Origin of the sequence: Saccharothrix saharensis (assembly GCF_006716745.1) — a bacterium.
GTDB classification, from domain to species: Bacteria; Actinomycetota; Actinomycetes; order Mycobacteriales; family Pseudonocardiaceae; genus Actinosynnema; species Actinosynnema saharense.
The window spans coordinates 2,517,949-2,540,388 of the sequence record NZ_VFPP01000001.1; the positions used below are offsets into that span (position 1 = coordinate 2,517,949).

Below are 22,440 nucleotides of genomic sequence, written 5' to 3' on the forward strand. Positions count from 1 at the left end.
AGAATCGTCGCTCGTGGGCGAGGTTTTTTCGGCGAGGTCTCTCGCGGGGTCCGGCGAGGACGCCGAGCTGGCGCGGGCGCGTGAGGGTGACGGCGAGGCGTTCAGCCGGCTGGTCGAACCGCTACGCCGGGAACTGCACGCCCACTGCTACCGCATGCTCGGCTCCACGCACGACGCCGACGACGCGCTCCAGGACGCGTTGCTGCGGGCGTGGCGCGGGCTGGGGCGCTTCGAGGGGCGCAGCTCACTGCGGTCCTGGCTGTACACAGTGGCCACCCGCACGTGCCTGGACGCGGTGCGGAGCCGAGGGCGGCGGGCGCTGCCGGTCGACCTGGGGCCCGCCAGCGCGCGGGCGGTGATCGACGACGCGCCCGTGACGGATGTGGCGTGGCTCGGGCCGTACCCCGACGCGGGCCTGGTCGACGGGTCGGGCGGCGGACCGGGCAGCGGTGGGCCGGCGGGGCGCTACGCGCAGCGCGAGGCGGTCGAGCTGGCCTTCGTCGCGGCGCTCCAGCACCTGCCCGGCAACCAGCGGGCCGCGTTGCTGCTGTTCGAGGTGCTGGGGTTCTCGGTGGCCGAGATCGCGGCCATGATGGACACCTCCGCCACGTCGGTGAACTCCGCGCTGGCCCGCGCCCGCCGGGTGGTCGCCGAGAAGGTGCCCGACCGCACCCAGCAGCAGGCGCTGCGGCTGATCGGCGACGCCCGCCTGCGGCAGGTCGTGGCCGACTACGCCACCGCGTTGGAACGCGGCGACGCCGACACCCTGGTCGCGCTGCTCACCGAGGACGTCACGTGGTCGATGCCGCCGCTGCCGCACTGGTACCGCGGCATCGAGGCGGTCACCGACTTCGCCGTGCGCGTGCCGCTGACGTCGTGCCCGCCGTGGCGGCACCTCGCCACGAGCGCCAACGGTCAGCCCGCCGTCGCCGGCTACCTGTGGGACGAGGCCGCGGGAGCGCACCTGGCGTGGTCGATCGACGTGCTGACGGTGCGGGACGGGCGGATCAGCGCGGTGACGTCCTTCGTGGACGCCGCCCACTTCCCGGCGTTCGGGCTGCCCGCCTCGCTGCCCTGACCGGCACGCGTTGGCGGCACGCACCAACCACTACCGGCCGGCGACGGGCACCACCTCGTGCGCGATGTCCTCGACGGAGCTGCCGTCGGTCGCGATGCGCACGGTCCCGGGAGGGGCGTCCGCGTCGAGCCGGCGGGCCATCGCGAGGCTGCGCTCGACGTGCGGCGCGAGCTGAGAGCCGATCTCGCGGCGGGCCAGGCGCTCGCGGGTGGTCGCCTCCGACGCGGTGAGCCGCACGAGCGCGGAGCGGACGGCCCCGGGACCCGTGGCGCGGCGGATCATCGGCTCCTGCCGCACGCTGACCGTGTTGGTGCAGACGAGCCGGTGCTGACCCAGGGCGGCGTAGTTCGCCCACACCGAGGCCAGGTTGCGCTCGGTGATGCCCGTGCGGTGCGGGTCGTCGGCGGGCGCCGGGTGGACCCGGTCGAGGTAGTCGCCCTCCACCGGGCAGTGCGCCGTCCCCCGCGCCCGGAGCACGGGGGAGACCTCCCACCCGACGTTCGACTTGCCCACCTCGGCGCCGCCACCGAGCACCAGCAGCTCCCGCGTGATCACGCGCGGGAGCGTGCCGGGGAAGTGGGTCGATCGCCTGCCCGGTGTCCCGCCATGTGGCACCATCGGCCAGGTGACCAGCAGACCTGCGCAGGCTCACCGCCTGGGCGACCTCGCCCGGTTGCGCCGCGTCCGCGACCGGATCGACCGCGAGTACGCGCAACCGCTGGACGTCGAAGCGCTCGCCCGGGGCGTGAACATGTCGGCCGGGCACCTCAGCCGGCAGTTCCGACTCGCTTACGGTGAGTCGCCGTACTCCTACCTGATGACGCGGCGCATCGAACGCGCGATGGCGCTGCTGCGCCGGGGCGACCTCAGCGTCACGGAGGTCTGCTTCGAGGTCGGCTGCTCGTCGCTGGGCACCTTCAGCACCCGCTTCACGGAGCTGGTCGGCGTGCCGCCCAGCACCTACCGGCAGGACCCGTCGGCCGCGACCGCGGGCATGCCGGCGTGCGTGGCCAAGCAGGTCACCAGACCGGTCAGGAATCGAGAAGCGCCCCCGGCCGGGCCGCACCTAGCGTGATCGCCATGGACATCACCATTCACCAGACCTTCCTCCCGCAGGACGACCCGGAGGCCGCGCTGGCCTTCTACCGCGACGCGCTCGGCTTCGAGGTCCGCAACGACGTCGGCTACGAGGGCATGCGGTGGATCACGGTCGGTCCCGTCGGCCAGCCCGACACCTCCGTCGTGCTGCACCCGCCCGCGGCCGACCCGGGCGTCACCGACGAGGAGCGCCGCACCATCACCGAGATGATGGCCAAGGGCACCTACGCCGCCATCAACCTCGGCGCGAAGGACCTCGACGCCACGTTCGACAAGCTCCAGGCCACGGGCGCGGACGTGGTGCAGGAGCCGACCGAGCACCCCTACGGCGTGCGCGACTGCGCCTTCCGCGACCCGGCGGGCAACCTGGTCCGCATCCAGCAGCTGCGCTGAGCCGTCCACGACGTCCGCAGCGTCCACAACGGACGGCGCCGCCCCGCTCCGACGCCCGTGAGGGCGGGGCGGCCCCACCACCGCTACCGAGAACGCGTGCCGCACGAGCAGATGGAGACACGATAAGCATGGCCACGAGGAAGAACGCGCCGTCGCCCGAGCCGCACCTCGCCGACAGCCACGACCTCATCCGCGTGCAGGGCGCGCGCGTGAACAACCTCAAGGACGTCAGCGTCGAGATCCCGAAGCGCCGGCTGACCGTGTTCACCGGCGTGTCCGGCTCGGGCAAGAGCTCGCTGGTGTTCGGCACGATCGCCGCCGAGTCGCAGCGGATGATCAACGAGACCTACAGCGCGTTCGTGCAGGGTTTCATGCCGAGCCTGGCGCGCCCCGAGGTCGACGTGCTCGAAGGGCTGACCACGGCGATCATCGTCGACCAGGAGCGGCTGGGCGCGAACCCCCGTTCCACGGTCGGCACCGTCACCGACACCAACGCGATGCTGCGCATCCTGTTCAGCCGGTTGGGCAGCCCGCACATCGGCCCGCCCAACGCGTACTCGTTCAACGTGCCGTCGGTGAAGGCCAGCGGCGCGATCACGGTGGAGCGCGGGGGCAAGACCAAGGCCGAGAAGGCGACGTTCACCCGGCTCGGCGGCATGTGCCCGCGCTGCGAGGGCATGGGTTCGGTCAACGACATCGACCTCACCGCGCTGTACGACGACGGCAAGTCGCTCAACGAGGGCGCGCTCACCATCCCCGGCTACAGCATGGACGGCTGGTACGGCCGCATCTTCCGCGGCTGCGGCTTCTTCGACCCGGACAAGCCGATCCGCAAGTACACCAAGCGGGAGCTGCACGACCTGCTCCACAAGGAGCCCACGAAGATCAAGATCGAGGGCATCAACCTGACCTACTCGGGCCTGATCCCGTCGATCCAGAAGTCCTACCTGTCCAAGGACGTCGACTCCCTCCAGCCGCACATCCGCGCGTTCGTGGAACGGGCGGTGACGTTCACGACGTGCCCTGACTGCGGCGGCACGCGGCTGGCCAAGGAAGCCCTGTCGTCCAAGATCAGGGGCAGCAACATCGCGGACGTGTGCGCGATGCAGATCAGCGACCTCGCCGAGTGGGTCCGGGGTCTCGACGAGCCGTCGGTCGCGCCGCTGCTGGCGAACCTGGGGCGGACGCTCGACTCCTTCGTGGACATCGGGCTCGGCTACCTCTCGCTCGACCGGCCCTCGGGGACGCTGTCGGGCGGTGAGGCGCAGCGCACCAAGCTGATCCGCCACCTGGGGTCGTCGCTCACCGACGTGACGTACGTGTTCGACGAGCCCACCATCGGCCTGCACCCGCACGACATCGACCGGATGAACGCCCTGCTGCTCCAGTTGCGGGACAAGGGCAACACCGTGCTGGTGGTCGAGCACAAGCCCGAGGTGATCGCGATCGCCGACCACGTCGTGGACCTCGGCCCCAAGGCCGGCACGGGCGGTGGTGAGGTGGTGTTCGAGGGCACGGTCGACGAGCTGCGCGCCGCCGACACGCTGACCGGTCGGCACCTGGACGACCGGGCGGCGGTGAAGCCGTCGGTGCGCACGCCGTCGGGCGCGCTGGAGGTGCGCGGCGCGAACACCCACAACCTGCGTGACGTCGACGTGGACATCCCGCTCGGCGTGCTGTGCGCCGTCACCGGCGTGGCGGGGTCCGGCAAGAGCTCGTTGATCCACGGCTCGGTCGCCGGGCGCGACGGCGTGGTGGTCATCGACCAGGGTGCGATCCGGGGTTCGCGACGCAGCAACCCGGCGACCTACACCGGGCTGCTCGAGCCGATCCGGAAGGCGTTCGCCAAGGCCAACGGCGTGAAGCCCGCGCTGTTCAGCTCGAACTCCGAGGGCGCTTGCCCGACCTGCAACGGTGCGGGCGTCATCTACACCGAGCTGGGTGTGATGGCGACCGTCGAGTCCACTTGCGAGGACTGCGAGGGCAAGCGTTTCCAGGCGGCGGTGCTGGAGTACGCGCTGGGTGGCAAGGACATCGCGGAGGTGCTCGCCATGTCCGTGGTGGAGGCGGAGGCGTTCTTCGCCGAGGGCGAGGCACGCACGCCCGCCGCGCACAAGATCCTCGACCGGTTGGCCGACGTCGGGTTGGGTTACCTGACGCTGGGGCAGCCGCTGACCACGTTGTCCGGTGGTGAGCGGCAGCGGTTGAAGTTGGCCACGCAGATGGCCGAGCAGGGCGGGGTCTACATCCTGGACGAGCCGACGACGGGGTTGCACCTGGCTGATGTGGAGCAGTTGCTGGGGCTGCTGGACCGGTTGGTCGACGCGGGCAAGTCGGTCATCGTGATCGAGCACCACCAGGCGGTCATGGCGCACGCGGATTGGATCATCGACCTGGGTCCGGGACCGGGTCATGATGGTGGGCGGGTCGTTTTCGAGGGCACGCCGGGTGAGCTGGTCACCAAGAAGGCGACGTTGACCGGTGAGCACTTGGCGGCGTATGTCGGGTGAAAGATCAAGAGCGTCCTCGCCGGACGGGCGGACCAGCAGGATGACGACCCGGTCCGTTGTCGGCTGCCGTCGAGTGGGTGGCGGGTTTCGTGCCGGCGGCTAGAGCAGGCGGCGGCGTACCCGCCACACCACGACGGCGATCAAGGCTGCGGCGGCGGCGAGGAACAGGGTCGCCTCGATGAACTGGAACGTCCAGAAGCGGTCGGCTGGGTGGTAGACCTTGAACTGCTGGATGCCCTGTGCGCGCAGGAACTGGTTGACGTTGGTGCCGGCTTGGTTGGCGGCGGCTTCCAGGTCGTAGTACTCGGTCGAGCTCAGCCTGTGCCCGGTGGTGTCGGCGTAGCCGTGGTCGATCGTCCAGTCGGCGAAGGTGGGCGCGGCGTGGTGGTCCGCCCGGTCCGTCGGGTCGGCGACCGGGATCGGTTCCGTGGTGGTGAGCGGTGTGGCGTAGGAGGGGCGGGCCAGTAGTGCCACCGGCATGCGGGTGGCGAGGAACGCGCCGAACGCGACGCCGAAGGCGGGCAGGCTGCGGCGCAGGAGCGCTCCGGCGGCGGTGGCCGTGGCGAACGCGAACAGCGCGTAGGCAGGGGGAACGAGTCCCTGCAGGTCGAAGGCGTCGTACTGGAATCGGCCTTCCCACGCGTCGAACGGTTGGCGGAACCAGGTGAGGACGGCGGTGAAGGCTCCGGTGAGTGCGACGGTGACGCCGGCCAGTGCGGCGAGCTTGGCCGCCAGCCAGCGCATGCGCGGCACGGCTTGGGTCCAGGCGAGCTGCCAGGTGCCCTCTTCCAGTTCGCGTGCCAGCAGTGGCGCGCCGAGGAACGCGCCGATGACGACGGGGACCAGGTAGAAGGCCGCGAGGAGGTTCTCGACGAAGCCGTACTGCTCGTCCAGCCTGCGGAAGGAGGCCGTGCAGACGTCGGTGAAACCGGCCTCGCCCGCGCACCGGGCGGGACCGCCGGGGAACAGGTCGTGGGCCTGCGCCCCGAGCACGAGCAGGGCGGCGCCGAACATGCCGACCAGCAGGCCGAGGACGCAGACCTCGGTCCGGTGCTGGCGCCAGATCAACCAGGTCATGCCGCCCCCTCCGACGTGTCCGGGTCGGACGGCCGGCGCAGGTACGCCAGCACCAGGTCCTCCAGCGCGACCGGCTCGGCCTGCCAGTTCGGCGCGGTCGGGAGCGCGCCGTCGCGCACCAGCAGGGTCGTGTGCCGGTCGCTGTGGACGGCCTCCACGACGGTGCCGGACCGGTCCAGGTCGGTGGCCGTGCGCGGGCCGACGAGCAGCCGGTGCTCGGTGAGGAGGGTGTCGATGTCGCCGGCGAGCGTGACCCGGCCCTGGTTGAGCACGATCAGGTGGTCGCAGACGCGCTCCAGCTCGTGCACGACGTGGGAGGAGAACAGGACGGTCACCCCGCCTTCGGCCACCGCTCCCATGAGGACCTGGAGGAACTCGTGCCGGGCCAGGGGGTCGAGGCTGGCCACCGGTTCGTCGAGGACGAGCAGGTCCGGCCGCTTCGCCAAGGCCAGGGCCAGGGCGACCTGCGCCTGCTGCCCGCCGGAGAGCGTGCCGGCCCTGCGGTCGAGCGGGATGCCCAGCTTCGCCAGCCGGCGCTCGGCCAGCGCCTGGTCGAACCGCAGGTTGCAGGCCCGGCCGAAGCGGAGCATCTCGGCGACGGTGAAGCGCTTGTACAGCGGGTGGTCCTGGGCCAGGAACCCGATCCGGGACAGGGTTCGCGGGGTGCTGGCGGTGACGTCGTGGCCGAGGACTTCGACGGTGCCGGTGCTCGGTGCCAGCAACCCGACGACGAGGCGCAGCAGCGTGGTCTTGCCCGCGCCGTTCGGGCCGACCAGGGCGATCACGCCACCCGTCGGCAGGGCGAGGGTGCAGTCGCGCAGCGCCCAGCCCTTCCGGTACCGCTTGCCCAGACCGTCGGTGCGCAGCGCGAGCCCGGTCGCGTTCACGCCACGCCCTCGTTGCGGATCTGCTGGTGGACGGACGCGAGGAGCGCGTTGACCGCCTGCTCGTCGAGGCCGGCCGCGTAGGCCCGGCGCAGCCAGGTCGCCAGGCCGCGGCGCAGCGAGGTGTACGTCGAGGCCGGCATCACGGCCGACTGCTGCTCGTTGACGAACGTACCCTGCCCGGGCCGACCGGTGACCAGGTTCTCCTGCTCCATCTGCCGGTACGCCTTGGCGACGGTGTTCGGGTTGATCGCCAGCTCCTCGACCACCTCGCGGATGAGCGGGAGCCGGTCACCGGGGTGGAGGAAGCCCAGCAGCACCGCTTGGCGGACCTGGTGGACGAGTTGCAGGTACGGCGGCACGCCGGAGTGGGTGTCGAGCCTGAAGACGAACACGGATACCCCTTACTGCTTTTCTAGTACCATAGTAAAGCAGTAAACGACCGGTCAACTGCCGACATCGGGGCACGGGTCATCCCACGGGCAACGTCACGACGAACGTCGCCCCGCCTCCGGGCGTATCCCCCACCTCGGCCCGTCCCCCGTGTGCCTCCGCGACCGCGGCCACGATCGACAGCCCCAGCCCCGCACCACCACCACGCGCGCCGGCCGACCGGTGGAACCGCTCGAACACCCGACCACGGTCCTCGTCCGACAATCCCGGCCCGTCGTCGGAGACCTCCAGCACGGCGAAGCCGCCCTCGGCCCGGATGCGTACCCGCGTCCTCGTTCCGACCGGCGTGTGCCGGGCGACGTTCGCCAACAGGTTGCCCAGGACCTGCCGCAACCGGTCGGCGTCACCGGTGACCGTCACCGGCCCGTCGTAGTCCAGCTCCACGGGGTGCGCCGGCTGAGCGGTCAACGCGTCCGCGACCGCGTCGGCCGCCAGGTCGGTCAGCTCGACCGGCTCACGGATCAGGGGTCGACCCTGGTCCAGGCGCGCCAGCAGCAACAGCTCGTCGACCAGCGAGCCCATCCGCTCGGCCTCCGACTCGATCCGCCGCAGCGCCGTCCCCAAGTCCTCCGGCCGGCCGGCGGCTCCGCGCCGGAACAGCTCCGCGTAGCCGCGGATGGTGGCGATCGGAGTGCGCAGCTCGTGCGACGCGTCCGCGACGAACCGGCGCAACCGGTCCTCGGACGCCTCGCGCTGCCGGAACGCCGACTCCAGTTGGCCCAGCATCGCGTTCAGCGCGTCCCCCAGCCGCCCGACCTCCGTGCGGGCGCCCGCCCCTTCCACGCGCCGGGTCAGGTCGCCCGACCCGATGGCCGCCGCGGTCGCCGAGATCCCCTCCAACGGGCGCAACGCGCGCCGCACCGCCCGCAGTGACAGCAGCGCGACGGCGGCCAGCGCCACGAGCCCCGAGGTCACGGCGACGTTGCGCACCCGGTCCAGCAGTTCGGCCGACTTCGCGACCGGCATCCCCACCACGAGCACGTCACCGCGTTCGGCCACCCGCGAGGTCCGCACCAGCCAGTCGCCGACGTCGGCGAACCGCCCGCCGTCCGGGTTCGCCTCCGTCACCTCCGCGGGCCACAGGTCGTCCGTCAACGGGTCCGGCAGCGCGGGCGTCGCGCCGAACGCCGTCGTCTGCCGCACCCGGCCGTCCGGCCCGCGGACCTGGAAGAACGACGGCACGTCACCCCGTGCGGCGGCCGAGCGCCACACCCGGTCGACCACGCCGTCCGACGGCGTGCCGCCGCCCGCGCGCAGCTCGCGCCGGAAGTCCTGCCCCACGGCGGTGAGCACGTCGTCGTGCTGGTCACCGGTCCAGTCCTGCAACGCGCCGAAGATCGCGCCGACCGACACCGCGAGGCACAGGGCGAGCAGGCCCACGACCGTGAGCACCAACCTGGTCCGCAGCGACATCAGGCGCGCCGGGCCTCGGGCAGCCGCACGACGTAGCCCACGCGCGGGACGGTGTGGATCAACGGCGGCTCGAACGCGTCGACCTTGCGGCGCAGGTAGGAGATGTAGGTCTGGACGACCGAGTCGTTGCCGCCGAAGTCGTACTCCCACACGTGGTCCAGGATCTGGCGCTTGGACCGCACCCGGCCCGCGTTGGCCACGAGGTAGCGCAGCAGCTTGAACTCGGTCGGCGTGAGGTCGATCGCCTCGCCGTGGCGGCGCACGGTGTGCGCGTCCTCGTCGATCTCCAGGTCGGCGAACCCGAGGCGCTCGGCGCCCCGGGTGTCCGGGTGGGACCGGCGCAGCACCGCGCGCACCCGCACGACCAGCTCCTCGATGCTGAACGGCTTGGTGACGTAGTCGTCGCCGCCCGCGGTCAGCCCGGTGATCTTGTCCTCGGTGGCGTCGCGGGCGGTGAGGAAGACGACCGGCGCCCGGTGGCCCGCCCGGCGCAGCTCGCGGCAGAAGTCGACGCCCGAACCGTCGGGCAGCACCACGTCCAGCACCAGCAGGTCGGGCTCGAACGCGGCCGTCCGGGTCCGGGCCTCCGCACGGCTCGCCGCGGTGGCCGTCTCGAAGCCCTCGTAGCGCAACGCCATGGCGACCAGTTCCGCCAGGTATGCCTCGTCGTCGACCACGAGGATCCGCAGGGGTGGTGTCACCGGGACAGTCTCACCCGGCGACCCACCGCCGGCGGCGCGATCCGCCGCTTTCACAGAGAACTCCAAGCGCGCTCGCACGGCGGCGGAAGATCGGGCTGGTGCGCTGGTGGCCATGGAGAAGCTGTCCCGATTCGTGCTCGGCCACCGACGGCTCGTCGGCGCGTTGACCCTCGTGCTGATGCTGGCCGGGGGTGGCGCGCTCGCCCTGGTGCTGCCGAACGCCTCCGAGCGCAACGACTACCCCGGCCTGCCCGCCTACGAGGCCAACCGGCAGATCATGCAGACCTACGGCACCGGCGGCTACGAACGGCCGTTCGTGCCGGTGGTCACGCTGCCGGACGGCGTGACGGTGACGTCACCGGGCGTGCGGGAGGCGCTGGCCGGGGCGTTCGGCGCGATCACCGACGACGCCAGGGTGGTGTCCTACGCCGACACCGGCGACCCGGCGTTCGTCGGGCACGACGGCCGCACCACGTTCGGCCTCGTCCACGGGCCCCGGGTGGAGCAGGGTGGTCTGCCCGGCAGCGCGCTCGGCGAGGGCTCCGACCTCGGCTCGGCCGTCGCCGAGGCCATGCGCCCCCACCTGCCCACCGGCGCGGTGCTGCACGTGACCGGCCTCGACCCGCTGGCCACCGGCGCCGACACCGGCGGCCTGGACGTGCCGCTCAAGCTGGTGATCACCGTCGTCGGGGCGATCGCCGTGCTGGTGTGGGTGTTCCGCTCGGTGCTGGCGCTCGTGCCGCTGCTGACCGCGTTCGTCGCGGTGCCCGTGTCGTTCATCGGCCTGCTGGTGGCGAGCGCGTTCATCGAGGTGCACGAGACGACGGTGATCATGCTGCCGCTGTTCGGCATCGGCATCGCGGTGGACTACGCGTTGATCCTGGTGTCCCGCTGGCGCGAGGAGCGGGCGCGGGGCGGTGACGGCGAGGAGGCCGTGCACCGGGCGATGGCCACCGCGGGGCACGCGATCGTGTTCAGCGGCGGTGCGGTCGCCATCGGCCTGGTGACCATGGTCGTGCTGCCGGTCCCGTTGCTGCGCAGCCTCGGCGTCGGCGGCATGGTGGTCACGCTCGCGAGCGCGCTCGTGTCGCTCACCGTGCTGCCGGTCCTGCTGGCCCGCGCGTCGGCCAAGCCCCCGCGACCGGAACGGCGGTGGACGGCGTGGGCCCGGCTCGTGGTGCGGCACCGGGTGCCCGCGCTGCTGCTGTCCGCCGGTGCGCTGGTCGGCCTGTCGGTCATCGCCCTCGGCCTCAACCTCAGCGTGCCGGTGACCGACGACCTGGCGCGGTCCGGCAGCGGGCACGACGGGCTGGTGGCGCTGCGGGAGGCCGGCGTGCCGTCCGGTGTGCTCACGTCGTTCGACGTGTACGTGCCGCCGGGTCGGGACGCCGCGCGGGTCGCGGCGGAGGTCGCCGCGCTGCCGGGCGTGCACGCCGTGACCGCGCCCGACGACGCCCGGTGGCGGGTGGACGGGTCCGCGCTGGTGACCGTGCTGCCCGTGCCCGAAGGCGGGTCGGACGCCGGTGAGCGGCTGATCCGGCAGGTCCGCGCCGCGGTGCCCGACGGGGTGCTCGTCGGCGGGAACGCGGCCCAGCAGCTGGACTACGTCGACGTGACGTACTCGGCGTTCCCGTGGATGCTCGCGCTGCTCGCCGCCGTCACGTTCGTGATGCTGGCCCGGGCGTTCCGCTCGCTGCTGCTGCCGCTCAAGGCGATCCTGCTCAACCTGCTGTCGCTGGGCGCGGTGCTCGGCGCGATGGTGGTGGTGTGGCAGTGGGGCTGGGGCACCGAGGCGCTGCTCGGCATCCGGCCCGACGGCGCGATCGGCACGTTCGTCCCGGTGACGATCTTCGCGTTCCTCTACGGGCTGTCGATGGACTACGAGGTGTTCATCATCGCCCGGATGCGCGAGGAGCACGACCGGACCGGTGACCCGCGGGAGGCGGTCGTGCGCGGGATCGGCCGCACCGGCGGGCTGGTCACGGCGGCGGCGCTGATCCTGTTCTGCTCGTTCGCCTCGATGGCCGCGGGCGGCGAGCTCGACGTGGCGATCTTCGCCTCCGGCGTCGCGCTCGGCATCCTGCTCGACGCCACCCTGATCAGGTCGGTGCTGGTGCCCGCCGCGGTCGCGGTGATGGGCCGGTGGAACTGGTGGCTGCCCGGGTGGGCGGCACGCCTGCTGCGCGTGCCGCCCACCCGCGGGCTCACGAACGAGGGCTGAGCCGCACGGCGGTCCACGACACGGGCGGCAGGACGGCGTGCAGCTCGCCGTCCGCGATGGTCGCCTCCTGCGGCCGGGGCACGACCCGGTCCGGGTCGGCCTCGGTGTTCGTCGCCGAGCCGTCCGGGTCGTGCACCAGCCACGCCTCGGCCACCTCGACGTCGCCGAACGCGGCCAGGCCCACGCGCAGGTCGACCGGCTCCGCGCGGTGCCGGTTGACCACGAACACCACCGTGTCGCCGGACTCCTCGTCGTGCGTGGCGACCGCGTCGACCACCGGGACGGCGCCGAAGCGCTTCGTCTCGTAGGTCGGCGAGGACGTCTCCACGCGCAGCACCCGACCTCGCGCCAGCCGCGACGTCAACGCGAAGGGGTGGAAGGTCGTCTGCCGCCACGCCGAGCCGCCCGGCTCGCTGCGGATCGGCGCGATCACGTTGACCAGCTGCGCCTGGCACGCCACCGCGACCCGGTCGCTGTGGCGCAGCAACGAGATCAGCAGGTTGCCGACCACGACGGCGTCGGTCACGTCGTACTGGTCCTCGATGACCCGCGGCGCGACCTCCCACTCGGTGCGCCGCTCCGCCTGGAACCGCTTCATGTACCAGACGTTCCACTCGTCGAACGACAGGTTGATCTTCTTGCTGCTCTTCAGCTTCGCGCCGACCGCGTCCGCGGTGGCCACCACGCTGTCGATGAAGTGGTCCATGTCCGTGGCGGAGGCGAGGAAGCTGTCCACGTCGCCGTCGATGACCTCGTAGTAGGCGTGCAGCGAGATGTGGTCCACCTCGTCGTACGCCAGCTCCAGGACGGTGGACTCCCACTCGCCGAACGTCGGCATGGACGAGCCGGAGCTGCCGCAGGCCACCAGCTCCAGGTCCGGCTCCGCCTGGCGCAGCGCGCGGGCGGTCTCGGCGGCCAGCCGGCCGTACTCGTGCGCGGTCTTGTGGCCGAGCTGCCACGGGCCGTCCAGCTCGTTGCCCAGGCACCACAGCTTGACGCCGTGCGGCTCCTCCGAGCCGTTGGCGCGGCGCAGGTCCGACAGGTGCGTGCCGCCTTCGTGGTTCATGTACTCGTGCACGTCGAGCGCCTCGGCGACACCGCGCGTGCCGAGGTTGACCGCGTACATCACCTCGACGTCGGCCTTGCGTGCCCAGCGGACGAACTCGTCGACGCCGACCTCGTTGGTCTCCAGGCTGTGCCAGGCGAGCTCGCGCCGCACCGGCCGCTGCGAGACCGGACCGATGCCGTCCTCCCAGCGGTAACCGGAGACGAAGTTCCCGCCGGGGTAGCGGACCAGCTCGACCCCCAGTTCACGGGTCAGCTCCAGCACGTCGCCGCGGAACCCGTCCTCGTCGGCGGTCGGGTGCCCGGGTTCGTAGATGCCGGTGTAGACGCAGCGGCCCATGTGCTCGACGAACGACCCGAAGAGCCGGCGTCGCACGGGCGCGATGACGTAGTCGGGGTTGAGGGCAAGGGATGCGTTGAGCACGGTGCTCCTACTTCAGGGCGCCTGCCGCCGCACCGCTGCGCCAGAAGCGCTGCAGCAGGACGAAGGCGACGATGAGCGGGACTATGGCCAGCAGTGAGCCGGTCACCACGAGGTTGAACAGCATGCGGGTGCCTGCCTCCTGCTGGGCGGTGTTGAACCAGGTGGTCAGGCCCACGGTGAGCGGGTAGAGGTCGGCGTCGCTGAGCATCACCAGCGGCAGGAAGTAGTTGTTCCAGGTCGCGACCAGGGTGAACAGGAAGACGGTGACGATGGCGGGTCTCATCATCGGCACCACGATCTGCCAGAAGATGCGCAGCTCACCCGCCCGGTCGATGCGGGCGGCGTCGAGCAGTTCGACCGGCACGCTCTCGTCCACGTACACCCGGATCAGGTACGCGCCGAACGGGCTCAGCAGCGACGGCAGGATCACCGCCCACATCGTGTCGACCAGCTCCACCTCCGACAGGATCAGGTAGGTCGGCAGCACCAGCGCGGTGGCCGGCACCATGATCATGCCCAGCAGCGCCGTCTCGAACAACCGCTTGCCCAGGAACTGGAACCGCGCCAGGCCGTAGCCCGCGGCGGCGGCGAGCGCCGTCGCGCCGACCGCGCTCAGCCCCGAGTACAGGGCGGTGTTGACCAGCCACCGGCCGTAGACGCCGTCGTCCTCGCGGAACAGCAGCCCGACGTTCTCGAAGAGGTTGAACTCGGCGAACCACAGCGCCGGGCTGTCGAGCAGGTCGGGCTGGCTCTTGGTGGCCGCGATGACGACCCACAGCAGCGGCACCAGGAAGTACAGGATGCCCGCGCCCATGAACAGGTGCGGGAGCCGGGTCTTCACCTTCATGCGCGCTTCCCCCGCCTGCGGTTGTTGACGAACACGAACGCGTAGGCCACCACGAACACCAGGAAGCCGAGCGCGAAGGAGACCGCGGCGGAGTAGTGGAAGTCCGAGTACGCGAACGCCTGGTTGTACGCGTAGAGGTTCGGCGTGTAGCCGGCCGAGATCTGCGGCGCGAACCGGGCCATGATCTGCGGCTCGGTGAAGAACTGCATGGTGCCGATGACGGTGAAGATCGCGGCCAGCGAGATCGCCTGCTTGATCGCGGGCACCTTGACCCGCAGCGCGACCTGCACCGGCGTGGCGCCGTCGATCACCGCGGCCTCGTGCACCTCCCGCGGCACGCCCTGCAACGCCGAGTACAGGATGATCATGTTGTAGCCGGTCCACGCCCACGTCACGATGTTGCCCAGCGACACCAGCAGCAACGACACGCTGAAGAAGTCGATCGGGTCGCCGCCCACGAGCGTGGGCAGGTCGGCGAACGGGCCGAACGTGCGGCTGTAGAGGAAGCCCCACATGAGCGCGCCGACGACGGCGGGCACGGCGTAGGGCATGAACGCGATGAGCCGGAACGCCATGGCGAACTTCGTCGTCACCGCGTCGAGCACGAGCGCGCCCGCCAACGCGATGCCGAGCATGATCGGGATCTGCACGAGTCCGAAGAGGACGACCCGCAGCAAGCCGTCCAGGAGCACCGGGTCGGTGAACGCGCGCACGTAGTTGTCCAGGCCGCTGAACCGCGTGCCCAGCGCCAGGCTCTTGCTGGACAGGCTGAGCCAGAACGCGTACCCGAGCGGCACGACCAGGAACGTGACGACGACGAGGAAGAACGGCAGGACGAACAGCATCCCCGCCACGGGACGCGCGGTGACCCGGCGCGCCCGCCGACGCGCGCGCGACTCGACCGGCGGGGTCGGCGGGTCGTCCGCCTCGGGCGCCGTGATCGGCAGGGATCGCGTCACGGTGGACCTCCTGACTGGACGTGGGCGGCGGCCCGCCGGAGCGGGCCGCCGGTGGGCTACCGGCTGACCTTGAAGCCCTGCTGCTCCGCGTACGCCACCACGTTCTTCTGCGTCTCCTCCAGCACCGTGTCCCACGACCGGCTGCCCGACAGCGCCTCGGCGCTGCGGTCGTTCAGCTCGCCGTAGACGAAGTCCTGGAACGGCGTGAACTGGAAGTCACCGAGCTTCTCCGACACCGGCACGAAGATCTCGTTGACCTTCTGGCCGTTGAAGAAGTCGTAGGCCTTGCCGGTGAACGCCGGGTCCGCCGCGACGTCCTTGACCAGCGGGTAGAGGAACGCCTTGTCCAAGCCGATGTCCCAGGCCGCCGCGGACCTGCCGAACAGCTCCCGCGCCACGGTGGTCGCCGCCTTCGGGTTCTTGGCCTGCTTGGTCACGGTGAACGTGGAGCCGCCCCAGTCGCCCTGCTCGTCGGCGCCCGCGGTCCACTGCGGCATCGGCGCGACCGCCCACTTGCCCGCGGTGTTCTTCAACGAGCCCGCCAGGTAGCCGGGGGTCCAGCCGGCCGCCGCCCACGTCCAGTACTTGCCCGAGTCCAGCGCGGCGGTGGCGTCGGCGGTGAAGAAGGGGTCCTTGGCCATGAGGCCCTTGTCGACCAGGTCGCCGTGCAGGTCGACCACGCGCTTGCACTCCGGCGCGGTCAGGTCGATCTTCACCTGGTCCTTGGCGGTGGTGTGCGAGTAGCCGTACGGGCGGCAGCCGGACTGCCACATCAGGCCGTTGAGCCAGCCGCCGTCGCTGCCGAAGCTCGCGATGTGCGCGTTCGGGTCGACGGCCTTGATCTTCACGGCCGCCTCGGCGTACTCGGCCCACGTGGCCGGCACCGGGATGCCGTGCTGGTCGAACAGGTCCTTGCGGTACATGAAGGCCATCGGGCCGCCGTCGACCGGGATCGCGTAGACCTTGTCACCATCGGTGGCCTGCTCCCATGCCCACTCGGCGTAGAGGCCCTCGTCCTCGTTGGCGCCGTGCTCGCCCATGTCCGCCAGCGCGTCGAGGATGACGAAGGTGGGGATCTGCTGGAACTCCACCATCGCCACGTCCGGCGCGCCCTTGCCCGCGGTGATCGCGGTCTTGAGCTTGGCGTAGTGGTCCGCTCCGGTGCCGGCGTTGGTCCACTCGACCTTGATGTCGGGGTGCGAGGCGTTGAACGCCTCGACCACCCCCTTGAACTCCGGGTACCAGGCCCAGACGGACACCGTCACGGGCCCGTCGTCGTCGCCCGCGCCGCCGCACGCGGCCACGGCGAGCAGGCCGCAGGCGGCGAGCCCTCCTCGGAGCTTCGCCAACCAGGTGGTGCCGAGCATGAGTGCGCCTTTCCGTCGCGGCATGCGTCCGGGCATGCGCGACCGCGATCACGGTGCGTGAACGAGACGGACGAGGTGAGGGGCGACCCCGCGAGGCACGAACAGGCGCCCTGGAGGCCGGGTCCGGGTGTCGCACCACGGCCGACGGGTCCTGGGGACCCCGCCGGGTCTGCCGCCGTGGCACCGGTCTTGCTGCGCTGCAAAGCACTATGGACGGGGTTTTGCCGCGCTGCAAGACCTCATGTGGATTTAATTGAAACGATATTTGAGACGGCTGCGCGTGCCCTCCGGACGGGACTTGTCGCCGCGCGGACCTGCGTGCACACTCCTTTGCAGCGCTGTAGCGGTGGGGCCGCCGCGCCGGTCCGACGGAGGAGAACGATGCGCGACGCCACGCTGCGTGACGTAGCCGAGCTCGCGGGCGTGTCCGCGCGGACGGTCTCGAACGTGGTCAACGGCTACGCCAGGGTCACCGAGCGGACCCGCGAGAAGGTGGAGCGGGCGATCCGGGAACTGGGCTACCGGCCCAACGTGCTGGCCCGCAACCTGGCCAACGGCCGGTCCGGGCAGATCGCGGTGGTCGTGCCGTACCTGGACACGCCGTACTTCGCCGAGCTGCTCCAGGCGATCATCCCGAGGGCGCGGGAACGCGGTTACAACGTGCTGATCGACCAGACCGACGGCGACCCGGCGCACGAGCGGGAGCTGATCCGGCGCGGCGCGCGGGCGCTGCTGTTCGACGGCATGATCTTCAGCCCGCTCGGGCTCGCGCAGGAGGACCTGGACGACGGCGACCCCACGTTGCCGCTGGTGGTGCTCGGGGAGCGGTCGTCGAACGGGACCTTCGACCACGTCGGGATCGACGACGTGGCGGCGTCCCGGGAGGCGACCGCGCACCTGATCGGCCTGGGGCGGCGGCGGATCGCGGCGATCGGCGACCAGCCGTACCCGACCGGCGAGGCGGCGCAGCTGCGCACGTTGGGCTACCGGCGGGCGCACGCCGAAGCCGGATTGCCGGTGGACGAGTCGTTGATCATCAGCACGCCGCGGTTCAACCGGGCCGACGGGTCGGGCGCGATGCGGCTGCTGCTGGACCGGGACGACCCGCCGGACGCGGTGTTCTGCTACAGCGACCTGGTCGCGCTCGGCGCGTTGCACGAGGTGCTGGACCGCGGGCTGCGCGTGCCGGAGGACATCGCGATCGTCGGGTACGACGACATCGAGGACGGCCGCTACTCCAACCCGACGATCAGCACCATCTCGCCGGACAAGGTGACCATAGCGACCACGGCGGTGGAACGCCTGCTCGCGCGCATCGGCAGCACCGAGCCGCTACCGGGCGTCGAAGTCCGCGCCGGCCACCGCCTGATCGCCCGCCGAAGCACCCTGGGCCGCCACACCCCCACCTCCAACCACCCCTGACCGTTCGACTCACCCGAGAGTCGAACGCTCAGGTCCCGAGAGTCGAACGCTCAGGTACCCCGAGTTCAACGCTCAGGACGCCGGATGGGAGAAGCAAGCGCTTTCCCAACGGCTGGCCACCCGTCGGTGACGGCGGGCAGCATCCTGTGCCGTTCTGTTGCTCCAGGCACTTCTCTGGGCGCTCGGCTCGACGAGGACCGGCCGGCCGAGGCGTCGACCCGGCACCGGGCGACCGCGGATCGGCACGGCGGCGAACCGGCGCTTCCACTGCTTCCTGACCGCCGACGAACGGCATCGTCACCGGTGCGGCGCGGTACGGCCTGGAGACGGGTCGGATCGCCACCGACCGGGTGCAGGTGAGCGTGTCGCGCCCGTCCGCGGTGTTCGGATCGGCCGAGGTCGGCGGGCCGTGGGACACCGGCTCCCGCCCGGACGCACCCCGGCTGACCGCGTACGCGGCGGCCCGGACCGGGGACGACGCGTTCCGGACCGGTGATCCCACGCCTGAAAACGGCCTGAAGGAACCTGAAGCCGACTTCAGGCGACACCGCACGGCGTCACGGCATAGTTGTGCCCATGCGGGTTCTGGTGGTCGAGGACGACCGGCGATTGGCCGAACTGCTCCGCCGCGGCCTCACCGCCGAGGGGTTCGCGGTGGACGTCGAGCACGACGGCGGTGACGGGCTGCGGCGGGCCACCCGGCACTCCTACGACGTGGTCGTGCTCGACGTGATGCTGCCGTCCCTCAACGGGTTCCGCGTGTGCGAGCGGTTGCGCGCGGCCGGGGTGTGGACGCCGATCCTCATGCTCACGGCCAAGGACGGCGAGCTGGACGAGGCCGAGGGGCTGGACACGGGCGCGGACGACTACCTGACCAAGCCGTTCTCCTACCTGGTCCTGGTGGCCCGGTTGCGCGCGCTCGTCCGCCGCGGCGGCGTGGCGCGGCCGGCGGTGCTGCGCGCTGGAGACCTCGAACTGGACCCGGCGCTGCGGGTGTGCCGCCGCCGTGACGTGCCGATCCCGTTGACCCCCAAGGAGTTCGCCGTGCTGGAGTTCCTGGTGCGCCACCGCGACCGGGTGGTCACCAAGGCCGAGGTCATCGAGGGCGTGTGGGGCTCGGCGCAGGACCCGGACCCGAACCTGGTCGAGGTCTACGTGTCCGCCCTGCGGCGCAAGGTCGACGCGCCGTTCGGGCGCGGCACCATCACGACCGTGCGCGGCGTCGGGTACCGCGTGCGCGGTGACGGCGAGGTGCGCGCGTGAGCGGGCGGCGGTCGTTGCGGGTCGCGGTGACGGCGGTGGCCACGGCGGTGATCGCCGTGCCGCTGCTCGGGATCGCCGCCGTGGCCGGCGTGTTCCTGCGGGACCAGGCGATGCGGTTCGAGACCGCGCCGACCAGGCTCACCGTCATCTGCCTCGCCGGCTCGCTGTCCACCGACGCGGGCGGCGCGGCGACCCGCCGGACCTCCGGCACGACGTCGCTGGGCGAGGAGTGCGCGGGCGGGGAGCACGAGGTCGCGATCACGTCGCGGCCGATCGGGGACCACGCCGTCCCGGGCCTGTCCGACGCCGACCGGGTCGTGTTCCTGGAGGCGCGCTACAACTCGGTCGCGTACGTGCCGGAGCTGTCGCTGTGGCCGTTCACCGATCCGCTCGCCATCACCACCCGGCAGGTGCTCGACACCGGGGAGACCAGTCCGGGCCGACCTGTGGCGAGCCTCGCCGCGCCGCTGCGGGACGGTCTCGTCGCGGCGCAGGCGGCGCTCAACCGCCGGGTGCTGGGCCTGGTCGGCGGAGCCCTGCTGCTCACCGTCCTGTCCGCGGTCGTGGTGTGGTTCGCCACCGGCCGGGTGCTGCGGCCGGTGGAGGCCATCCGGCGGGAGGTCGCCGACATCACCGGGCACGACCTGTCCCGGCGCGTGCCCGTGCCCGCCACGCGCAACGAGATCGCCCGCCTGGCCGGCACGGTGAACGCCACGCTGGACCGGTTGCAGGCCGCGGTGGAGGAGAACCGGCGGTTCGTCGCCGACGCGTCGCACGAGCTGCGGGGCCCCATCGCCGCGCTGCGCGCCGAGCTGGAGATCGCCCACGCCCACCCGGACCTGACCGACTGGCCCGCCGTGGTGGACGGCGCGCTCCAGGACACCTACCGGCTGCAACAACTGGCGGGCGACCTGCTGCTGCTGGCCCGGCTCGACCACGCCCCGGGCACGGTCTCGAACGACGTGGTCGACCTGGCCGAGCTGGTGCGCTCGCACACCGCACGCCGCCGCGGCGACCACCTCCTGGTGACCGAGGTCGACGAGGGGCCGGTCCCCGTGCGCGGCAGCCGTGCGCTCCTGGCGCGCCTGCTCGACAACCTGCTGGACAACGCCGAGCGCCACGCCACCGGCCGGGTGGGTGTCCGGTTGGCCGCGACCGGCGGCGTCGCGTGGCTGGACGTCGTGGACGACGGGCCGGGCATCCCGCTGGAGGACCGCGAGCGCGTGTTCGAGCGCTTCACGCGCCTGGACGACGCCCGCACCCGGGACACCGGCGGCACCGGCCTCGGCCTGCCCATCGCGCGGCGGATCGCCGAACTGCACAGCGGCGAGCTCGTCGTGTCCGACGCGCCGGAGCACGACGGCGCTCGCCTGACCGCGACGCTGCCCGTCCTGCCGGACTGACGGGCTAGCCGCGCGAGCCCGGCACCACCAGGCCCGACTCGTAGGCCGCGACCACGGCCTGGGTGCGGTCGCGCAGGCCGAGCTTGTTCAGCACCCGGCTCACGTGCGTCTTCACCGTCTCCTCGGTGACCACGAGCCGGGCCGCCACCTCCGTGTTCGACAGGCCCTCGGCGATCAGCCGCAACACCTGCGTCTCACGCGGCGTGAGGGTGGACAGGGCCGGTGCGGGCGTGGTCGGTTCGGGGCGCAGGCGGGCGAACTCGCCGATCAGGCGGCGGGTGACGGTCGGCGCCAGCAACGCCTCGCCGGCCGCGACGACCCGCACCGCGTCGAACAGCCGCTCGGCCGTCACGTCCTTGAGCAGGAAGCCGCCGGCGCCCGCGCGCAACGCGTCGTAGACGTACTCGTCCAGGTCGAACGTCGTCAGGATCAGCACCCGCGGCCCGTCCGGGCCACCCAGCCGCCGGGTCGCCTCGATGCCGTCCACGCCCGGCATCCGCACGTCCATGAGCACCACGTCGGGCGACAGCTCGCGGCACGCCCGCACCGCCTCGTCGCCGTCGGACGCCGTGCCGACGACGGTGAAGTCGGGCTGCGTGTCGAGCAGCGCGGCGTACCCGGCGCGGATCACCTGGTGGTCGTCGGCGACCACGATCCGGACGGTGCTCACCCGGCCGCCCGTGCCGGGAGGCTCGCCTCGACCAGGAAACCACCGACCGCCGCCGGACCCGTGCGCACCCGCCCGCCGACGGCCGCCGCCCGTTCCCGCATGCCGGTCAGCCCGTGCCCGCCGGGCGCCGCGGCGGCCGGTCCGGGCCCGTTGTCCCTGATGCGCACCCGCAACGCCTCCTCGGTGTAGTGCAGCTCCACGTCCACGGCCGCGCCGGGCGCGTGCCGCCGCACGTTGGTGAGCGCTTCCTGGACGATCCGGTACGCGGCCAGCTCGACGCCGGGGGCCAGCCCGGACGGCGTGCCGGAGACGATGAGCCGCACGCCCGCGCCGGACGTGCCGCGCACCTCGTCCAGCAGGTCGTTGAGCTGCGCCAACCCCGGTTGGGGCCGCCGTTGGGCGACCTCTTCCGGCGCGTCGGACCGCAGCACGCCCAGCAGTCGCCGCATCTCGGTCAGGCCGGCCCGCGCGGTGTCGCCGATCTCGGACAGCCGCTGCGCGCCCGCGGCGGGCATGCCGGGGGTGGTCAGCCGCGCCGTCTCCGCCTGCACCGCGATCATCGAGATGTGGTGCGCCACCACGTCGTGCAGCTCGCGGGCGATCCGGGCCCGCTCGCCGCGGGCCGTGTGCTCCACCAGGCTCTCGGCCACGGCCTGGCGCGCCGCCCGGTGCACCACCGCCTCAGCGCGCGCCCACCGGGCGATCCCGACCCACGCCGCCGGCAACGCCAGTGACGCCGCCAGCACCGTCACGGCGTCCCCGCCGCGCCCGAGCGCGAGCAGCACGTACGGCGCGGCCAGGCACGTCGCCAGGACCTGGCCACCCGACCGCCCCAGCCGGTACAGCACGAGCACCTGCGCGACCAGCCCCGCCGCGGTGAGGTCGTGGAACAGCCCGAGCGACAACACGCCCGCGGCCGACACGGCGACGGCCGCGGGCGTCCGGCGCAGGAACGCGGACGGCGCGGTGGTCGCCAGGGCGAGCAGCCCGAGCACGAGGACGAGCTGGGGGTCGGCGCCACCGGCCATGCCCCGCACGACGGCCTCGCCCACCGCGCCCGCGCCCAGCAGCACCACGGCCGGCACGGGCACGTGCGGGTCGTCGGCAACCCGCCGCACCCACCCCTCTTCGCTCACGCCGATCATTGTGTCCGCCGATCCGCGCGGCGGCGTCACCGCAGGTGGTGACACCG

At 72.2% G+C, this 22,440-nt stretch carries 20 protein-coding genes; 8 read left to right on the forward strand and 12 right to left on the reverse strand.

Features of this window, described 5'->3' with window-relative positions; all coding sequences use genetic code 11:
* The first annotated feature begins 13 nt into the window (after window positions 1-13).
* Window positions 14-1,078: a sigma-70 family RNA polymerase sigma factor gene (locus FHX81_RS10190; RefSeq protein ID WP_246107737.1), complete on the forward strand. Its 1,065-nt coding sequence runs from the start codon at window positions 14-16 to the stop codon at window positions 1,076-1,078.
* Between the two features lie 30 nt (window positions 1,079-1,108).
* On the opposite strand, the gene FHX81_RS40415 is transcribed toward FHX81_RS10190, so the two are convergent.
* Window positions 1,109-1,633, reverse strand: coding sequence for a hypothetical protein (locus tag FHX81_RS40415; RefSeq protein WP_170231851.1), 525 nt, complete (start codon window positions 1,631-1,633; stop codon window positions 1,109-1,111).
* Between the two features lie 70 nt (window positions 1,634-1,703).
* Between FHX81_RS40415 and FHX81_RS10195 the strand changes: the two genes are divergently transcribed.
* From FHX81_RS10195 to FHX81_RS10205, 3 genes are all read left to right on the forward strand, one after another.
* Window positions 1,704-2,153, forward strand: a complete 450-nt coding sequence (locus FHX81_RS10195) for a helix-turn-helix transcriptional regulator (protein ID WP_141977255.1) — start codon at window positions 1,704-1,706, stop codon at window positions 2,151-2,153.
* Between the two features lie 5 nt (window positions 2,154-2,158).
* Window positions 2,159-2,569 carry a VOC family protein gene (locus FHX81_RS10200; RefSeq protein WP_141977257.1) on the forward strand — a complete coding sequence of 137 codons (411 nt, stop codon included), beginning with the start codon at window positions 2,159-2,161 and terminating at the stop codon, window positions 2,567-2,569.
* A 122-nt stretch (window positions 2,570-2,691) separates the two neighbouring features.
* Complete coding sequence (locus FHX81_RS10205) at window positions 2,692-5,079, forward strand: ATP-binding cassette domain-containing protein (RefSeq protein WP_425473880.1); 2,388 nt, start codon at window positions 2,692-2,694, stop codon at window positions 5,077-5,079.
* A 99-nt stretch (window positions 5,080-5,178) separates the two neighbouring features.
* On the opposite strand, the gene FHX81_RS10210 is transcribed toward FHX81_RS10205, so the two are convergent.
* From FHX81_RS10210 to FHX81_RS10230, 5 genes are all read right to left on the reverse strand, one after another.
* A complete protein-coding gene (locus FHX81_RS10210) occupies window positions 5,179-6,156 on the reverse strand; it encodes an ABC transporter permease subunit (protein ID WP_141977261.1) in 978 nt (325 codons plus the stop codon).
* On the reverse strand, window positions 6,153-7,043 hold the full coding sequence (locus tag FHX81_RS10215; RefSeq protein ID WP_141977263.1) for an ABC transporter ATP-binding protein: 891 nt from the start codon (window positions 7,041-7,043) through the stop codon (window positions 6,153-6,155). The genes FHX81_RS10210 and FHX81_RS10215 overlap by 4 nt, the downstream gene beginning before the upstream one ends.
* Window positions 7,040-7,435, reverse strand: coding sequence for a GntR family transcriptional regulator (locus FHX81_RS10220; protein WP_141977265.1), 396 nt, complete (start codon window positions 7,433-7,435; stop codon window positions 7,040-7,042). The genes FHX81_RS10215 and FHX81_RS10220 overlap by 4 nt, the downstream gene beginning before the upstream one ends.
* A 76-nt stretch (window positions 7,436-7,511) precedes the next feature.
* Window positions 7,512-8,906, reverse strand: coding sequence for a sensor histidine kinase (locus FHX81_RS10225; protein WP_141977267.1), 1,395 nt, complete (start codon window positions 8,904-8,906; stop codon window positions 7,512-7,514).
* Window positions 8,906-9,607 (reverse strand): response regulator transcription factor, encoded by a 702-nt coding sequence (locus FHX81_RS10230; protein ID WP_281291724.1) that lies wholly within the window; start codon window positions 9,605-9,607, stop codon window positions 8,906-8,908. Before FHX81_RS10230 ends, FHX81_RS10225 begins: the two co-directional genes overlap by 1 nt.
* Window positions 9,608-9,719: 112 nt before the next feature.
* On the opposite strand from FHX81_RS10230, the gene FHX81_RS10235 reads away from it, so the two are divergent.
* Window positions 9,720-11,828, forward strand: a complete 2,109-nt coding sequence (locus FHX81_RS10235) for an MMPL family transporter (RefSeq protein ID WP_141977271.1) — start codon at window positions 9,720-9,722, stop codon at window positions 11,826-11,828.
* Here the strand turns inward: FHX81_RS10235 and arfA are convergent.
* Genes arfA through FHX81_RS10255 form a run of 4 tightly spaced genes read right to left on the reverse strand, consistent with a single transcriptional unit; the run spans window position 11,812 to window position 16,490 of the window.
* Complete coding sequence (gene arfA / locus FHX81_RS10240; RefSeq protein WP_141977273.1) at window positions 11,812-13,317, reverse strand: arabinosylfuranosidase ArfA; 1,506 nt, start codon at window positions 13,315-13,317, stop codon at window positions 11,812-11,814. The two genes, FHX81_RS10235 and arfA, sit on opposite strands and share 17 nt — an antisense overlap.
* A gap of 7 nt (window positions 13,318-13,324) precedes the next feature.
* Window positions 13,325-14,164 (reverse strand): carbohydrate ABC transporter permease, encoded by an 840-nt coding sequence (locus FHX81_RS10245; protein ID WP_141977275.1) that lies wholly within the window; start codon window positions 14,162-14,164, stop codon window positions 13,325-13,327.
* On the reverse strand, window positions 14,161-15,123 hold the full coding sequence (locus tag FHX81_RS10250) for a carbohydrate ABC transporter permease (protein WP_246107738.1): 963 nt from the start codon (window positions 15,121-15,123) through the stop codon (window positions 14,161-14,163). Before FHX81_RS10250 ends, FHX81_RS10245 begins: the two co-directional genes overlap by 4 nt.
* 56 nt (window positions 15,124-15,179) lie before the next feature.
* Window positions 15,180-16,490, reverse strand: a complete 1,311-nt coding sequence (locus FHX81_RS10255) for an ABC transporter substrate-binding protein (RefSeq protein WP_141977277.1) — start codon at window positions 16,488-16,490, stop codon at window positions 15,180-15,182.
* Between the two features lie 381 nt (window positions 16,491-16,871).
* On the opposite strand from FHX81_RS10255, the gene FHX81_RS10260 reads away from it, so the two are divergent.
* The 3 genes from FHX81_RS10260 (at window position 16,872) to FHX81_RS10275 (ending at window position 20,578) form a co-directional block, all read left to right on the forward strand.
* Complete coding sequence (locus FHX81_RS10260; protein WP_141977279.1) at window positions 16,872-17,912, forward strand: LacI family DNA-binding transcriptional regulator; 1,041 nt, start codon at window positions 16,872-16,874, stop codon at window positions 17,910-17,912.
* A gap of 576 nt (window positions 17,913-18,488) precedes the next feature.
* Complete coding sequence (locus FHX81_RS10270; protein ID WP_141977281.1) at window positions 18,489-19,175, forward strand: response regulator transcription factor; 687 nt, start codon at window positions 18,489-18,491, stop codon at window positions 19,173-19,175.
* Entirely contained in the window at window positions 19,172-20,578 is a 1,407-nt protein-coding gene (locus tag FHX81_RS10275) for a sensor histidine kinase (protein ID WP_246107739.1), read from the forward strand. The genes FHX81_RS10270 and FHX81_RS10275 overlap by 4 nt, the downstream gene beginning before the upstream one ends.
* A gap of 4 nt (window positions 20,579-20,582) precedes the next feature.
* Here the strand turns inward: FHX81_RS10275 and FHX81_RS10280 are convergent, their stop codons facing one another.
* Window positions 20,583-21,248 carry a response regulator gene (locus FHX81_RS10280; protein ID WP_141977283.1) on the reverse strand — a complete coding sequence of 222 codons (666 nt, stop codon included), beginning with the start codon at window positions 21,246-21,248 and terminating at the stop codon, window positions 20,583-20,585.
* Window positions 21,245-22,384, reverse strand: coding sequence for a sensor histidine kinase (locus FHX81_RS10285; protein ID WP_211363452.1), 1,140 nt, complete (start codon window positions 22,382-22,384; stop codon window positions 21,245-21,247). The genes FHX81_RS10280 and FHX81_RS10285 overlap by 4 nt, the downstream gene beginning before the upstream one ends.
* Between the last annotated feature and the right edge of the window lie 56 nt (window positions 22,385-22,440).

Excerpts from the sequence above, each read along its gene's own strand:
- FHX81_RS10200 (WP_141977257.1), top strand. The coding sequence starts at position 2,159 with ATGGACATCACCATTCACCAGACCTTCCTCCCGCAGGACGACCCGGAG.
- FHX81_RS10210 (WP_141977261.1), bottom strand. The coding sequence starts at position 6,156 with ATGACCTGGTTGATCTGGCGCCAGCACCGGACCGAGGTCTGCGTCCTC.
- FHX81_RS10225 (WP_141977267.1), bottom strand. The coding sequence starts at position 8,906 with ATGTCGCTGCGGACCAGGTTGGTGCTCACGGTCGTGGGCCTGCTCGCC.
- FHX81_RS10235 (WP_141977271.1), top strand. The coding sequence starts at position 9,720 with ATGGAGAAGCTGTCCCGATTCGTGCTCGGCCACCGACGGCTCGTCGGC.
- FHX81_RS10245 (WP_141977275.1), bottom strand. The coding sequence starts at position 14,164 with ATGAAGGTGAAGACCCGGCTCCCGCACCTGTTCATGGGCGCGGGCATC.
- FHX81_RS10255 (WP_141977277.1), bottom strand. The coding sequence starts at position 16,490 with ATGCTCGGCACCACCTGGTTGGCGAAGCTCCGAGGAGGGCTCGCCGCC.
- FHX81_RS10260 (WP_141977279.1), top strand. The coding sequence starts at position 16,872 with ATGCGCGACGCCACGCTGCGTGACGTAGCCGAGCTCGCGGGCGTGTCC.
- FHX81_RS10270 (WP_141977281.1), top strand. The coding sequence starts at position 18,489 with ATGCGGGTTCTGGTGGTCGAGGACGACCGGCGATTGGCCGAACTGCTC.